Origin of the sequence: Abiotrophia defectiva ATCC 49176 (assembly GCF_037041345.1) — a bacterium.
Classification (GTDB): domain Bacteria; phylum Bacillota; class Bacilli; order Lactobacillales; family Aerococcaceae; genus Abiotrophia.
In genome coordinates, this window is sequence record NZ_CP146287.1 from 381,650 (window position 1) to 398,004 (window position 16,355).

At 48.8% G+C, this 16,355-nt stretch carries 13 protein-coding genes; all 13 read left to right on the top strand.

What is annotated here, in order from left to right:
* Positions 1-194: 194 nt before the first annotated feature.
* Complete coding sequence (locus V7R82_RS01875) at positions 195-3,176, top strand: DEAD/DEAH box helicase (RefSeq protein WP_338543082.1); 2,982 nt, start codon at positions 195-197, stop codon at positions 3,174-3,176.
* 285 nt (positions 3,177-3,461) lie between these two features.
* Positions 3,462-4,505, top strand: a complete 1,044-nt coding sequence (locus V7R82_RS01880; protein WP_338543084.1) for a hypothetical protein — start codon at positions 3,462-3,464, stop codon at positions 4,503-4,505.
* A 214-nt stretch (positions 4,506-4,719) separates the two neighbouring features.
* Positions 4,720-5,124, top strand: a complete 405-nt coding sequence (locus V7R82_RS01885; protein WP_070755722.1) for a nuclear transport factor 2 family protein — start codon at positions 4,720-4,722, stop codon at positions 5,122-5,124.
* 99 nt (positions 5,125-5,223) lie between these two features.
* Positions 5,224-5,409, top strand: coding sequence for a transposon-encoded TnpW family protein (locus V7R82_RS01890; protein WP_268445227.1), 186 nt, complete (start codon positions 5,224-5,226; stop codon positions 5,407-5,409).
* A 224-nt stretch (positions 5,410-5,633) separates the two neighbouring features.
* Positions 5,634-6,089: a hypothetical protein gene (locus tag V7R82_RS01895; RefSeq protein WP_338543088.1), complete on the top strand. Its 456-nt coding sequence runs from the start codon at positions 5,634-5,636 to the stop codon at positions 6,087-6,089.
* 570 nt (positions 6,090-6,659) lie between these two features.
* Positions 6,660-7,988 carry an extracellular solute-binding protein gene (locus tag V7R82_RS01900; RefSeq protein WP_291454662.1) on the top strand — a complete coding sequence of 443 codons (1,329 nt, stop codon included), beginning with the start codon at positions 6,660-6,662 and terminating at the stop codon, positions 7,986-7,988.
* A gap of 108 nt (positions 7,989-8,096) precedes the next feature.
* Positions 8,097-8,966, top strand: a complete 870-nt coding sequence (locus V7R82_RS01905; protein ID WP_314255751.1) for a sugar ABC transporter permease — start codon at positions 8,097-8,099, stop codon at positions 8,964-8,966.
* Complete coding sequence (locus tag V7R82_RS01910) at positions 8,963-9,784, top strand: carbohydrate ABC transporter permease (protein WP_291432294.1); 822 nt, start codon at positions 8,963-8,965, stop codon at positions 9,782-9,784. Before V7R82_RS01905 ends, V7R82_RS01910 begins: the two co-directional genes overlap by 4 nt.
* A gap of 23 nt (positions 9,785-9,807) precedes the next feature.
* Positions 9,808-10,848, top strand: a complete 1,041-nt coding sequence (locus tag V7R82_RS01915) for a LacI family DNA-binding transcriptional regulator (RefSeq protein ID WP_338543094.1) — start codon at positions 9,808-9,810, stop codon at positions 10,846-10,848.
* A complete protein-coding gene (locus V7R82_RS01920; protein WP_338543096.1) occupies positions 10,841-13,177 on the top strand; it encodes a glycoside hydrolase family 31 protein in 2,337 nt (778 codons plus the stop codon). Before V7R82_RS01915 ends, V7R82_RS01920 begins: the two co-directional genes overlap by 8 nt.
* Positions 13,178-13,426: 249 nt before the next feature.
* The gene (locus V7R82_RS01925; RefSeq protein WP_338543098.1) at positions 13,427-13,663 is read left to right on the top strand and encodes a hypothetical protein; all 237 of its coding nucleotides are present in this window, start codon (positions 13,427-13,429) and stop codon (positions 13,661-13,663) included.
* Positions 13,664-13,746: 83 nt separating this feature from the next.
* A complete protein-coding gene (pgmB, locus tag V7R82_RS01930) occupies positions 13,747-14,412 on the top strand; it encodes a beta-phosphoglucomutase (RefSeq protein ID WP_338543100.1) in 666 nt (221 codons plus the stop codon).
* Positions 14,413-14,417: 5 nt separating this feature from the next.
* Entirely contained in the window at positions 14,418-16,091 is a 1,674-nt protein-coding gene (locus tag V7R82_RS01935) for an alpha-glucosidase (protein ID WP_338543102.1), read from the top strand.
* The last annotated feature ends 264 nt before the right edge of the window (positions 16,092-16,355 follow it).

Here is a 16,355-nt window from a genome sequence, read left to right on the forward strand (position 1 = left end):
ACTGCGATTGTGGTTTTTTTAACATTTAGATACCTCATTCCCCGCAAGGGGTCAAAAAGGCACAACCATAACTTAGTACTAACCCTAGGTTGGCCTTATATAAACAAAACAACGCTAGCGTCAACTAGCGTTGTTTTTATAGTATTTTATTCGTATAATATGACTGTATCCTACCATCAAAAGGAGCCCTCACCGTGTCCAATTATTTTCAATCGCAACTTACTAAATCTCTCCAGCATGGCTTCATTCATCGCCATGACTATCCGGATGGCAACTATGCCCCGCAGATTCTCATTAATAAGCCGGCCAAGGGGGCCCATGTTCTCACCGCTATTCAAGATGAGCTTCTTAAGTGTGATCGTTTCTACTTCTCTGTGGCCTTTATCTCCAAGGCTGGGATTGCCATGCTTAAGACTCAACTCTCGGATCTGGCTGATCGCGGGGTAGAAGGCTACATCCTGATTTCGCCCTATCTAGGTTTCAATGATCCGGATGCTATGCGGGAGCTGCTCAAGCTATCCAATGTTCAGGTGCGGCTGACCCGTGAGGAGCTCAATATGCATGCCAAGTGCTATCTCTTCCAACAGGGGGAGCGGCATGTAGTCATTCTGGGATCTTCTAACTTAACTTATACGGCACTTAAGAAAAACTATGAATGGAACATTAAGTTGACCTCGGCTGAGAGTGGGGACTTCATTCAGAAGATGTACCAGGAATACGACCAGCTTTGGCAGGAGTCCCTGCCTTTGGACGAGCTCATCATTAATCAATATGACCTGGCCCGTCAGAAGGAGCTGACAGTGCTTGGCGAGACGCCAGGGCGGGATCACCTACCTGAACGGGATTGGCAACGGCCACTTTTCCAACAAACGTCGCATGCCCAGGAGTCCATTGCGCCTCTGACCAAGGAGCCGCTAGCGCCTTATGAGACGCAAGTCATTCGACCTAATAAGATGCAGGTCAAAGCCCTAGCCTCACTGCAGCAAGTTCGTGATCAGGGCGCCCGTCGTGCCCTAGTGGTCAGTGCCACCGGGACTGGTAAGACCTATCTGTCAGCCTTCGATGTGGAGCAATATAAGCCCCGTCGCATGCTATTCGTGGTTCACCGCGAGCAGATTCTGCGCAAGGCTCAGTCGGATTTCCAACGGGTTATTGGCTTCCAGATGGACAAGTCCTGCATCTACCGGCCTGGTATGGACCTGGCAGATAAGCAATATGTCTTCGTCACCATTCAGACCCTATCGCGGGATGCTAACTTGGCGGAATTGGCGCCTGATTTATTCGACTATATGCTGATTGACGAGGTCCATAAGGCAGGGGCGGCCACCTATCAGAAGGTGATCGACCACTTCAAGCCGGACTTTCTCCTAGGTATGACGGCGACGCCAGAGCGGACGGATGGCTTCAATATCTATGAGCTTTTCGACTATAATGTGGCCTATGAGATTCGTCTCCAGGAAGCCCTGGACGAAGATATGCTCTGTCCCTTTATGTATTATGGGGTTAAAGATATCGAACTAGACGGCCAGCTGTTAGATGAGACCAGCGACTTCTCCCAATTGGTGGCGGATAATCGGGTCAACCACCTGATTGAGAAGGTCAGCTATTATGGCGTCAGCGGGCAGACCGTCAAGGGTCTTATCTTCTGTTCGCGTAAGGATGAAGCCTATGAGCTATCGCATAAGCTCAATGAACGTGGTTACCGGACTCAAGCCCTGACAGGGGAAGATTCCCAGGAAGTCCGCCAAGATGTGGTGGCAAGATTAGAAGCGGGAGACTTGGATTATATTTTGACTGTCGATATCTTCAATGAGGGGATCGACATTCCAAGTGTCAACCAGGTCATTATGTTGCGTAATACTGAGTCCAGCATTATCTTCATCCAGCAACTAGGTCGCGGTCTGCGTAAGCATGACAGCAAGGAATTTGTGACCATTATTGACTTCATCGGCAATTATAAAAACAACTACCTAATCCCAATCGCCCTCTATGGCGACCGTTCCATGAACAAGGATGAGTATCGCCGTAAGCTGGTCAACCGCCAGCAGTTGAGCGGTATGACCACCATTAACTTCGAGGCGGTGGCTCGTGAGCAGATCTTCTCCTCAATTAAGCAGACCAAGTTATCTAGCATGAAGAACCTCAAGGAGGCCTACGTTGAGATGCGTAACCGCAAGGGCCGGGTGCCTCGTCTCATGGACTTCCTCTTGGAAGACAGCCTGGATCCCATTATTTTCTTCGAAGGAAGCTTCAAGCATTATGGGCAAGTCCTTGATAAGTTTGAAGAGGATGTTGATTTTCCAAGTTCAAAAGAACTGGACCAATTCCTGCAATTTATCTGCGAAGAGCTCTTGCCTGGCAAGCGGCCGCATGAAATCTGGCTTATGAAGCGTTTAGTGGAAGGGCAAGGCGACCTGGATAAGGAATCCTTCTATGACTTTCTAGCGCAAATGAACCTGGATGTGTCGCCAGCTATCCGGCGGTCTATTGAAGGCTTCTTAGATCTGTCCTTCTTCGCTCAGACAGCCGCAGGGAGGTATGGCGAACCCATTATTTTGCCAGGACTGCCGGTGTTCCGCTTGAATGCGACCATACAGACTTTCTTACGCCATGCCTCAATTAAGGAACTGACGCTGGATATGCTGGAGACGGCCTTGAAGCGGTCAGAGCGCTATGCTGACGACAGCCAAGACTCGCCTTTCAAGTTGGGTGAGCGCTATAGCCGGAAGGATGTCTGCCATCTCCTTAATTGGAAGATTAATGTGGTGCCGCAGAATATCGGCGGTTACTTCATCGATGCCGAGACTAACACCATGCCGATTTATGTGACTTATCATAAGAGTGATGAGATTAGTGATACGACCAAGTATGAAGATGCCTTCATCAATGAGAAGATGCTGCATTATTTCTCCAAGAGCAAGCGACGCCTGGAATCCAATGACGTTCAACAAATGATGAATGCGGATGAGACGGGCCTGGCCATGCACCTCTTCATTAAGAAGGACAATAGCGAAGGGACCGACTTCTATTATTTGGGGCGGGTCCACTATCAGAAGGGTTCAGCCCTCCAAGAGATTATGAAGACAGGCGATAAGCCCGTCTCGGTAGTGTCTATGAACTTGGAACTGGAGCACGAAGTCCCTTATTCGCTCTACCATTATCTCAATAATAACTAGTCAGCTAGTTTGATAAGAGCCCAGCGCAATTCAATTGCACTGGGCTTCTCTATTTAATGGGGAGGCAGCATCTATTTCTGAGCCCGTCCATAGATAGCCAGAACAATGGACGGGCTCAGGCAGAAAAAGCATCCAACCCTAGCCAACCGCCACCCTCCATTAAAACTCCTAAAATAATCCGTTTACCTTCTATACTAAGATTTGCTATAATTAGGTTAATGATTTTCCATTACAGGGCTAGGGATAGAGGGGCCATCCCAGCCGCTTAAATAAAGGAGTGTTCCGATGACAAGACAACTTTCTGACAAAGATAGAAAGAATCGCGAGGATTTCTGGCAAGCCAAAAGAGGCTTTAAATTCACTCACCATGTCACGCTTATCTTTCGTCTGACTATGCTGATTATCTATGCTTTTTTCTGGTGGATACCTGATTTACTTTTGGAGTATAGACCGGTATATGGAATATGGCTTTGGGTGGGGCTACCGGCTTTAATTGGCTTAGGTATCTCTCTCTTCGGACGCTTTCGCTACCAGTCTAGTGCCTATGTTGTTCTCATGGTCTGGGATTTAGTCAATATTGCCTTGATTATTGCTATGATATTTAATACGAATGGTCGACATGGTTATGGTGAAGGTGGATTAGGTTTGGCTCTTCTTATCTATGTCGCACTCTTGACAGCTGGATTAGTTATAGGCGCTTGTTTATCTATTTTATCTATGCTACTGCTAGTCATGTCCCTTAAAAAAGTTCGTCGCACTGCATTGGAAGTCTGGGAGTCGGAATGGTCCGCAATAGAAGATAGCCCAAGTGATTCTCTCTATCTTCTGATTCAAGGATTGGAAGTGTCGCCTAATCTAGAAGACAAGCCACGCAATCAGCGCTTAGTCTATAAATCCTTCTATATGCTGACAAAATATCTGCTTCTCCTTGGTCTGATAGTCTTAAGTGCCCTACAAGCTCTCGCGGAAATCAAAGAATTTAAAGCGATGCCCTTGGTGCTTTTCGCACTAGTCTTCACTGCACAGTTAGTTTTGTTATCAGAGCACTTTGGACGTAAGTCAGCCGCGATATTGGTGGGCGTTGTCGTATCGGATGCCCTCTATGACTTACACCTTTTTGTTCATTTTGTGTTTAGTTGGATGAACTTTGTTTATGTAAAGTCACAGAATACCGAGAGACTAATGTTTTATTTCAAATTCCTTTTTCCAGCCATCTTACTGGGCCTAGGTCTGCTGTCGCTTACTTTCTCTTGGCTGTGGTGGCGCTCCTATCGCAAGTCCCAGCAGGATATTGCCGCGACTGAGGAAGACAAGGCGATAGAAAGTTAGACGGCAAACAGGAAGGTGCTCAGATGATGCGTTCATAGGGGCGCCTAGAGTTATAGAGGTGACAGGGACTGTCGCAGGAAGCCCCGGACCCTTCCTCATTTCAATCAAAGGAGTAATATCATGACCAATCAATTTTCTTCCATTCAAGAGCAAGGGTGCATATGATTTATCTAAAAATGGATTTATAAGTCCGAGCATTAGGAGCGTGATAAATATGAAAAACCGAGAGAAGATCATTAGCTTATGGTTTGATATGTGGCTCAAACAACAAGATTTAGGAATAGACGATATATTTGCGGAAGATGTTGTTTATACTGAAAGTTGGTGTCCTAAATATGAAAATCGAGCAACTGTAAAGCATTGGTTTAATGAGTGGAATACAAGAGGAAAAGTGCTTGCGTGGGATATAAAGCAGTTTTTCCATAGTGAACATCAAACAGTTGTTGAATGGTACTTCAAAAGTAAGATGAATGATGGAAGAATAGAAGGATTTGATGGTATATCGTTGGTTGAGTGGACAAAGGAGAATAAAATCAAGAAACTAAAAGAATTTGGCTGCAACATCAATCATTATAATCCATATGAAAATAGTGAGAAACCTCAATTTAGAGATGATTGAGCTTCTTGGTTTTAGAACTAATTTCAAAATATTGGTAAGAGCGATTAGAAAATAAAAAATCTAATCGCTTTTTTTATTTCAACGAGGAAAGGAGAATTTATGGAAGAACTGAAAAACACAGATAAAAAAGGCATTAGCACAAAGAGAAAGATTGGAAAGACCACCTATGAGGTTGTTGTCCATTTCGATGAAAATGCAACTGAAACAATGCAAGATAAACTTACAAGAATAATGCTGAGGGAGCTTAGGAGAAAATCGAATGAAAAAAAAGATGATTTTGATTAAAAAGTCCTTGACAAGTGGCAATAGGTGTAACTAGCTCAAGCGACTTCATCGTAGACGGTGACGGCATCGCGGCGGATGCCAGAGCAACTTCTCGCTTAATAAAGCACCTCTCCATTTACCTCTTGTGCTAAGATTTGCTATAATCAGATTAGTAATTACTTAAGCGGTGTTAGCGGTAAGGATTTTAGAGTACACCCTAGCCACCTTAACAAAGGAGTAATATCATGACCGACCAATTTTCTTCCATTCAAGAGCAAGGGCGCAAGCAACGTGCGCGCTATAAGTCCTTCTACCTACTCACAAGAATCCTACTGCTTGCTGGACTCGTTTTGCTGAGATTCCTACAGATGCAGGCTTCGCTTAAGCCTACCAGCCTCAATTCAATCCTAGTCTTCGTAGTCTATTTCGCCATTCAAGTCGTCCTATTATCAGAGCGCTTTGCCCACAAGTCGCAAGGGCTGATCATTGCCGTGCTCATTCTGGAAGTCCTCTATGTCATTCATCTATTGGCGCATGTGATTTTTGACTGGCTAAATTCCGCCCTAGTCAGAAGCGCCAACTTCCAGGCTGACCTACTAGTGCCACAAGTCGTCCTACCGACCTTATTTTGCTTGATAGGCTTATTCTCCCTAGTCCTAGTCTGGCGTTGGTGGCGCTCCTTCCGCAAGTCCCAAGCCTAGCTCCTCAGATTTATCCAGGAAACCGGGTAAAGGCCCCGATTACGTGCGAGCCAGTGGTCCACTTTCTAGAGTGGACCACTGGCTCCTTAGATTTGGCTGGAAACCGGGTAAAAGGCCCGATTTCGTATGAGCTAGTGGCCCACTCTCCAGAGTGGATCACTGGCTCCATTGATTTAGCCGGAAACCGGGGGAAAGCGCCGATTTCGTATGAGCTAGTGGCCCACTTTCTCGAGTGGACCACTAGCTCCTCTGATTTTGCCGGAAACGGGGGAAAAGGCCCGATTACGTGCCAGCTAGTGGTCCACTTTTCGGAGTGGACCACTGGCTCCTTAGATTTAGCCGGAAACGCGGGGAAAAGCCCCGATTTCGTGCCAGCTAGTGGCCCACTTTCCGGAGTGGACCACTAGCTCCTTTGATTTTGCCGGAAAAAGGGGGAGGCTCGGCGGTTTTAGGCAGAAATCAGGAATTTTCTCCAAAACAAAAAGAAAGCGCTTGACAAACCTTAAGCCGAGTGCTACACTCAAGTAAAGGTTAAACGTTTAACCTAACCAGAAGAAAGGACTGTTCCCTATGAAAAAACCGTTGATGAAGTCACTACTAGTGGCCTTTTCTGCTTTGTTAGCTACCAGTGTAGTGCCCCTCAGCTCTGCTCAGGCTAACGACACGCTCGGCCAGAAAGTCCAATATGACACCAAGGCGCCTGTCAATGATGGCAAGGATATCAGCATTCAGTATTGGACCTGGAATGACGGCGACCCAGCTATCAAGTTAGCGGAGTCCTACCAAAAGTTACACCCTAACGTCAAAATTGAAGTGGTCAACCATCCTTGGGATGATTACTGGACCAAGTTGCCATTGGCCTTACAAGGTTCGGATGGTCCAGCCATTTTCAATATTCATAACTCCCAAGACAAGCTGCTATCAAGCTACCTAGAAGCTTATGATATTCCAACCGAAGATCTCAAGGCAGATTTCACCGGGGTAGAGCCCCATGTCGTGGACGGTAAAGTCAACTATATCGATATCGTCATGAATACGGGTAACATCTACTATAACAAGAAGATGTGGCAAGCAGCCGGTTTAACGGACAAGGACATTCCTAAGACCTGGGATGAGTTCCGCCAAGTGGCTAAGAAATTAACCATCAAGGAAGGCGACAACCTAGTTCAAGCCGGTTTCAACTGGAATGGCTCCTATGCCGGCCTCTATCAAGGCCTCAACTACCAAAAGGGGACCTTGCTCTTCCAAGAAGATGGTACTACGCCTAACTACAATAACGAGACAACCAAAGAAAACCTCAAGTTCCTCGTAGACCTCTATGAAGTGGATGGCGTGGGTTCTAAGGACTTCGGGACCGACGATACCCAAAGTTTCGGTAACCAACAATCTGCTATGGTTTACAAATGGGGTTGGTTCGCTAACGAGCTCAAGACCAAGTATCCAGATGTGGAATATGGCGTCTTCGCGACTCCAACCTTCAGCAAGGATCAGCCTTTTGCTTATGACCGCTACAACGGCGAAAGCACCCCAGGTATTAACAAGAACCAATCAGAAGAACAAAGAAAAGTGGCCCAAGACTTCCTCAAGTATCTCTTGGCTAACGACCAATACTCACTAGAAGCAGCCAAAGCCTATGCTTCTTATCCAACTAAGAATAGTGTCCAAGAAGATCAATCACTCAAGTCAGACCCTGTCTTATCTGTCATTGCGCCACGTATCAAGAAGTTGATTTGGCCTGGCCCATTCCCTGCTACCATGGAAACCAGTGCCAAGAAGGCAGCCGAAGAAGTGCTCTATAATGGCGTGGATCTGGATTCAGCCTTAGAAAATGCGCAACGTCAAATGGAACGCGACATGCGCAATGAGTCCTTCAAGTCGCTGGAATCAGCCTATCAATAAGAATAGCAGATCTGCCCCAGGCCGCTAGGCATGAGGCAGTATCTCAATCTGAGAGTGAGGGGGTAGTCAGCTACTCACTCACTCTCGTTGTTAAAAGGAGTTAAAATGATGAATATCCTGAAAAAACAACTCAACTTTCGTAATGTGTCGGTCCTCTTCCTGATCGTTTATTTTGCCGTCTTCCTCTTCTATCCCATCTATAAGGCCTTTGCCGGGAGTCTGCATGACTGGAATCCGCTGACCCAGAAGTACAACTATATTGGTTGGGAGAACTATCGCTTCGTATTAGGGGATAAGCTCTTTTGGAAGTCGCTGACTAATACCTTGTTCTTCACCGCTATCTCGACCGTCTTGCGGTTGGTAGTGGGTTTGGCCTTGGCCCTCATGCTCTTCTCGCGCATGACCAAGATGCGGACTTTCTTCCAAGGCCTCTTCTATATGCCGACTGTCACCCCCATGGTGGCCGTCTCCTTCGTCTGGATGTGGATGTTTAATCCCCAGTTTGGGCTCATTAATCGCTTCTTCCATCTGGACATCAACTGGCTCAAGAACTCTAACTGGGCCATGATTGCCATTATCATCATGACCGTCTGGAAAGATTTTGGTTATGCGACGGTCCTCTTCCTAGCGGGGCTCATGGGCCTGCCGGAAGAGGTCTATGAAGCTAGTCGCATTGATGGGGCCAATGGCTGGCAGACCTTCAAGAATATTACCTTGCCCCTGCTCAAGCCAGTGACTCTCTTCGTCACCATTACCTCCCTCATTTCCTACTTCCAAACCTATATTCAAATTCTGATTATGACGGAAGGGGGACCGGGGACTTCGACTTTCGTTATCTCCTACTTAATCTTTGATGAGGCCTTCGTCAACTATAACTTTGGGACGGCTTCGGCCATTGCGGTCATTCTCTTCGTCGTCATTGCCATTCTAACGCTCTTAATGTTCCGCTATATGGATATGGGAGGTGACCAACAATGAAATCCAAAGGCATCTTAACCCTGATTTTGAATCTGATTTTGGCGGCGCTGGCCATTATCACCATTATTCCCTTTATCTGGATGCTGGTGTCTTCCTTTGCGCCTAATAGTGAGATTGTCAAGTTAGGTGGGGGTCTCTTCCCGGGCATGTCTACCTTCAACAACTACACCAATATCCAGGAAAAATTCAATTTCATGGGCATGTTCTGGAATAGCTTGATGATTTCGGTGACCATTACGGCCATTATTATCTATACCTCCGCGCTCTTTGGCTTCATCTTCGCCAAGTTCACCTTCAAAGGCAAATCCTTGCTGTTCGCGGTGGTCATGAGTACTATGATGTTGCCATGGGCCGTGACCATTATTCCTAAATATGAGATGATGGTTAAGTTCGGTTGGCTGGATTCCTATAAGTCTCTGATTATCCCAAGTATGGTCAGCGGCTTCGGGATTTTCATGTTCAAACAAAGTATCTCAGGCATCTCCAATGAGTTGATTGAAGCAGCAAGAGTCGATGGGGGTTCGGATTTCTACATCTTCCATCGCCTGATCTTGCCGATGTCACGTAACACCATTTCCAGTTTAGCCATTTTCCAATTCTTATGGAGTTGGGAAGACTTCCTCTGGCCTTACCTGATGATTAACACCAAGTCCAAGCAACTCTTGGCTGTTGGGTTACGTCAATTCAATGGCCAGTATGGCACCGACTACGGCGGCCTCTTCGCTGCCACGACCATTTCAATCATTCCGATTGTCATTGTCTATATTATTTTCCAAAAACGATTTATTGCCGGGATTGCGACAGGTTCCAGCAAGTAATCGTCAGATTTGAGGCGACCCCAATGAAAAAAGCAACCCTAAAAGACATTGCCCAAGCGGCTAATGTCAGTATCGCGACTGTATCCAATGTCTTGAATGACCGCCACCACAAGGTCTCCCAGGAGACGGTAGCCCAGATTCAAGCCTTGGCCCAGGAACTGCAATACATGCCCAACCTCAATGCCAAAGCCCTAGTGACTAAGGCTTCGCGCTTGGTCAGTGTCTTGTTCTATAGTGGCGGACGGGATTTTAATTATTCTGACCCCTTTGTGGCTTCCCTCCTAGAGGGGATTGAGCGCATTGCCAGGCAAGAGAACTACTACATCCTGCTTCATAATATTGAGAGCCTAGAAGCCGTCCACCAAGTCAGACGCCAGTGGGCCTTTGCGGGCCATATCGTGGTAGGCTGTGATGCTCATATGGCAGCGGCCATGATAGAAAGTGTCAGCGAGCCCTTGGTCTTCATTGACACCTATTTGACGGCGCAAGGCCAGGCCCTAGTCGAGGCTGCTGACCATGTGCAGCTACTCAACTCCAAGGACTATGACCTAGCCTATGCCGGAGTAGAATTGCTAGCCCGCAGCCAGGGCTTGGACCTAGCCTTCTTAAGCTATCAATTTGACCCCGACCAAGTGGGGGTTATTCAGGCCCGTTATGCGGGAGCCAATGCAGCCTATCAGGCGGCTGGCGGGCAGGGGGATTTGCCCCTCTACCTTAACACTAAATTGGATGACTTGATCAAGGACCTGTCCAACTACCGGGGCCTGATGGTGACTGCCGATGTCTTGGCTATGGAATTAGTCAAGGTCAGCCAAAGCCAGCTAGGCCAGTGGGACCCAGATCGGCGCCTCATGAGTTTTGATAACATTCCTTATCTTCAGTATTTGGCGACCGAGGTCAATACGATTGACCTCAATCAGGTTCACAAGGGGGAAGAGGCCATGGCTAGCTTGAGTCGCGTCTTACATTCAGGTCAGACCGCTCACGACCAGCGCCAGCAATACATCCCCGCCAACCTCATTAACAAGAATTTATCCTTAGAAGGGAGTACTAGCCATGATTAAAGCTGTCTATGGAGACTATCAGCCCTTGGCGGCGCCGGGGGCCATCATTCAGGGGCCAAATTATCGCTTCACTATTCTGACTTCCCGTTTGATTCGGGCCGAGTATAGTCCGACGGGGACCTTCTATGATGGTCAGACCCAGACGGTCTTGAACCGGGACTTTCCTGTGCCTCACTATGAGATCCGGGAGCGGGAGGACCTACTGGAAATCATCACCGACCATGTGCTCATCCAATATGACAAGCAGGCCTTCTCTAGAGAGGGCTTGGTCTTCAAGCTGCGGGGTTACTTCAGTATCTACCACAGTGATTGGCATTATGGCGACCCCATCCAAGACTTGGGTGGGACGGCTCAAACCTTGGACCATGCCAATGGGGCGGTGCCACTAGAGCGGGGGCTTATGTCCCGCTTTGGCTTCAGCGTCCTGGATGACAGCCAGAGTCTGCAGCTGACCCAGGATGGTTGGTACCAGGTCAAGCAAGGCGACAGCCTAGACTTCTATTACTTTGGTTATGGCCATGACTACCGGGCTTGCTTGGCCGACTTCTATCGTTTGACCGGGCCCCAGCCCCTCCTACCTAAGTATGCCTTGGGCAACTGGTGGAGTCGCTTCTATCGTTATAGCGAGGCGACCTATCGCCAGCTGATTGAACGTTTTGAAGCCGAGGGTCTGCCCTTCACCGTGGCGGTCATCGATATGGATTGGCATGTGGTCTCCGTTCCGCCTCAATATGGCAGCGGCTGGACCGGCTACACCTGGAATGAGGAGCTCTTCCCGGACCCTGCGGGTTTTATGGCCTGGCTCCACCAGCATGGGCTACGCATTACCCTTAACGTCCATCCGGCCGATGGGGTGCGGCCTTTTGAGTCCATGTACCAGCAAATGGCTCAAGAGCTGGGCCTGGACTGGGAGGGTGGCGAATACGTGGTCTTCGACCCGACCTCACCTCGCTTCCTAGAAGCTTATTTCAAACACCTGCACCATCCAAAAGAAGAGCAGGGGGTAGACTTCTGGTGGATTGACTGGCAACAAGGCCAGACCGTCAAGGGCGTGGACCCACTCTGGGTGCTCAACCACTATCACTACCACGATATTCAAGCCCGTGGCCCTCAAGGCATTACCTTCTCGCGTTATGCCGGACCTGGTAGTCACCGCTATCCAGTGGGCTTCTCGGGCGACAGCCACATGACCTGGGAATCGCTGGACTTCCAGCCTTATTTCACGGCGACGGCCAGCAATATCGGCTATGGTTGGTGGAGTCATGATATCGGCGGCCACATCTTCGGCTACCGCGACAATGAGCTGGCCTTGCGCTGGTACCAGCTGGGTGTCTTTTCTCCTATTATGCGTCTGCATAGTTCGTCTTCAGAATTCCTAGGCAAAGAACCCTGGCGCTATCCGGAGCCTTATGCTAGCAGTATGAAGGACTACTTGCGCCTGCGCCACCGGCTCCTGCCTTATCTCTATACCATGAACTACCGGGCGGCCTATCAGGCTCAGCCTCTGATTGAGCCCCTCTACTATCAGCACCCTGAAGAGGAGGCGACCTATGAGATTGCTAATCAGTATTATTTTGGTAGCCAAATCATGGTCATGCCCCTGACCCAGCCGCGTCATCAGCGTTCGCTCTGTTCTCGCTTCGATGGCTGGCTGTCGGAGGGGACTTGGTATGATATTCAGACTGGCTTGCGCTATAGTGGCGGCCGACGCTTATCGATTTATCGGCCGCTGGAACGCATGGGGCTCTTCGCCAAGGCGGGCGCCATCCTGCCTCTGTCTGGGGAGGATGGGACTGACAACTCGCTGGCTAATCCAAGCGTCTTGGCCATCAAGGTCTTCACTGGCGCCGATGGTCACTTTGACTTGGTGGAAGAGGCTGAAACTGTAGCTGATGGCACGGCCTTCCTTACGACCGGGCTGACCTTTCTTGAAGGCAAAGCATTCAAGTTGGCGCCTCAAGGAACTGGGCTTCGGACCTATGAGCTAACCTTTGTGGGAGCTTGTTTGACGGACCTAGAGCTAGCCGGTCAGGGTCGCCTAGTTGATGTTAGCCACAATGACCAGGGCGACAGCCTGGTGCACCTTGAAGCTGATGGGCCTGTGACCCTCTCCTTCAAGCATACGCCGCGAGACTCGCAGAAAGTGCGTTTAGATGTCATTTTCTCTTATATCGAGCAAGCCCAGATGGAAAACCAGGCCAAGGACCAAATCTGGGCCCTGGTTAAGAAGGACCTGCCGCTAGCCTATAAGATGCTAGAACTCCAAGGCCTAGGCTTAGAGCGGGAGGTTATTGAGCCCGTTATCGAGTTGCTGGTGACGGAGCCTTAGCCCTCGCCCCGAGCCAGTGGTCCACTCCGTCGAGTGGACCACTAGCTCAGGCTTTTAGGCCAGAAAAGGGCGGTTTGCGCCGAAATTAGACGAGCCAGTGGTCCACTTTGCCGAGTGGACCACTAGCTCGGACTTTTAGTCCGGAAAAAGGGCGGTTTGCGCCGGAATTAGATGAGCTAGTGGTCCACTTTGTCGAGTGGACCACTAGCTCAAGGCTTTAGTCCGGAAAAAGGGTGGTTTAGGCTGAAATTGGACGAGCCTGCCAGCCTCTCCTTCAAGCAGGCGCCACGTGACTCGCAACAAGTGCGTTTAGATGTCATTTTCTCTTATATCGAGCAAGCCCAAATGGAGAACCAGGCCAAGGACCAAATCTGGGCCTTGGTTAAGAAGGACATGCCGATTGCCTATAAGATGTTGGAACTCCAAGGTCTAGGCCTAGAGCCGGAGCTTGTGGAGCCTGTGATTGAGTTGCTGGTGACGGAGTGAGTGATAGCCCCAAGGGCCCTAGTAAGCTAGCAGAAGGCTTAAGATGCCGACCAGAATTTCAAACCAGATAGGGAGGACAGCTGATGGCGATTCAAGGGGTCATTTTTGATTTAGATGGCGTTATTACAGACACAGCGTATTTGCATTTTTTGGCCTGGAAGGCATTAGGGGATTCCCTAGGTGTGGAAATCACTCTGGAGCTCAATGAAGGCTTAAAGGGTCTGGGACGTCAGGAGACTTTGACGCTGATTCTAAAAGAGGCGGGACTATATGATCAGTATACAGAGACCGAACGCCAAGCCTTGGCGGATAGAAAAAACAGGACCTATGTGGCATCACTCGAAAGCCTGGGCCCTCAGGATCTACTGCCAGGCATAGGCGACTGTCTCAGGGACTTAAAAAAGCAGGGCATCAAAATTGGCCTAGCTTCTTCCAGTCAAAATGCTGGGCTGATTATCAAAAAATTAGGCCTTGAGTCTTATTTTGAGGCCATGGTAGATCCAAGAAGTTTGAGCAAGGGTAAGCCTGACCCAGAAATTTACCTTAAGGCGGCCGCTGCCCTGGGCCTGAGCCCAGCTAAGTGTGCAGGGGTAGAGGATGCCAGAGCAGGACTAGAAGCCATTCGGGCGGCCGGTATGACCGCGATTGCCCTTGGCCCATCGCTAGAGCAGGTCCCAGCCAATTATCATTTATCGTCTACCAGGGACCTAGCTAAGGTCAATTGGGATGACATTGTAAGTAAGGAGTGACAAGCATGGTTGAAAGCAATTGGTGGCAAAATCGTGTCGCCTATCAGATTTACCCTAAGAGTTTCAAGGACAGTAATGGCGATGGGGTGGGCGATATCCGCGGTATTATTGAGAAACTGGACTATCTCCATTCGCTAGGAATCGGGATTATCTGGATTTCGCCTATTTATCAGTCGCCTTTTGTTGATCAAGGCTATGATATATCCGACTACTATGCCATTGACCCGATTTTTGGGACTATGGAGGATTTTGATGAATTGATTGCACAAGCAGATAAACGAGACATTAAAATTGTCATGGACCTGGTGGTAAACCACTGTTCGGACCAGCACCCTTGGTTCCAGGCGGCGCTTAATGACCTATCCAGCCACTATGCGGATTATTTCTACTTTGTGGAAAGTCCAGATGGCCCACCCAATAACTGGCGCAGCTACTTTGGCGGCAGTGTGTGGGAAAAGCTGCCAGGCACCAACACCTACTACCTGCATAGTTTCCACAAGACCCAGCCCGACTTAAATTGGCAGAATCCGCGCTTGCGTCAGGAAATCTATCAGATGGTCAATTGGTGGCTAGAAAAGGGCATTGCCGGCTTCCGCATTGATGCCATTATTAATATCAAGAAGAATCTGACTTGGCAATCTTATCCAGCCGACCGGCCAGACGGCCTAGTGGCGGTGCAACGTTCACTGCAAGATGCCCAGCCTATTGAGCCCTTCCTTAATGAACTTAAGGCAGAGTGTTTTGAGCCCCACCAGGCCTTTACGGTAGGGGAGGTCTTTGATGCATCGGAATCAGAGCTTCATGAGTTTATGGGCAATCAGGGCTACTTTTCTTCTATCTTTGACTTTAGTCAGACAGAATTAGGCAAGAGCCCTCTAGGTTGGTATGATCATCAGCCGGTAACAGCTGAAATGATTAAGGAGGCCATTTTCCAGACCCAAGCCAAAACGCAAGAGGCAGGCTACTGGTCGACCATTATTGAGAATCATGACGAACCTCGCGGGGTGAATTTCTATCTGCAAGGCCAGGAAATCAATGATAGCAGCAAAAAGCTATTGGCGACCATGCTCATGATGCGCCGGGGTCTGCCCTTTATCTATCAAGGCCAAGAAATCGGGACAGAAAACCGTCAATTTGAGAGCCTAGCGCAAGTCAACGACATTGCTTCCATTAATGCATATCATAATGTCCTTGCTAACGGGCTGACGGACCAAGAGGCGCTTGAGATTCTAAATCGCTACTCTCGGGATAATGCGCGGATTCCGCTGAGATGGAACAAGCATAAGTGGGGCGGTTTTACGACGGGCCAGCCTTGGTTGCAGGGCGCCGTGAAAGGTAACTTGACAGATGTGGCCAGCCAACTAGAGGATAAGCAGTCCCTCTGGTATTGGTATCAGACCTTAATTCGACTCAGAACTAGCTCCATATACGGAGAGGTCATTGTGTCGGGAAGTTTCTTGCCGCTTTTCCGGGATGTCAAGAACCTCATGGCTTTCGAGCGCTCTAATCAGACGCATTGTCTCTGGGTTGTCTTGAATTATCAAAAGCAAGAGCAGGTCCTTGATCTAGGGCGAAAATGGCAAAGTGTCCTTCTTAATAATCTAGAGGAGCTAGACTCAACAGAAAATCAGGTCCTTAAGCTAGCGCCCTATCAAGCTCTGGTGCTAGTCATGGACTAGGTAAATGGGTGAGCTGCCTCAAGCCCTTTGGCGCGAAAAAAGGTTTCTGCCCCGATTGTGGCCGAGCTAGTGGTCCACTCCGTCGAGTGGACCACTAGCTCGAGGCTTTAGGCCGGAAAAAGGGCGGATTTCGCCGAAAATGGATGAGCCAGTGGTCCACTTTGTCGAGTGGACCACTAGCTTGGGTGTATAGGCCAGAAAAAGGCAGTTTGCGCCGAAAATGGATGAGCCAGTGGTCCACTTTGTCGAGTGGACCACTAGTTT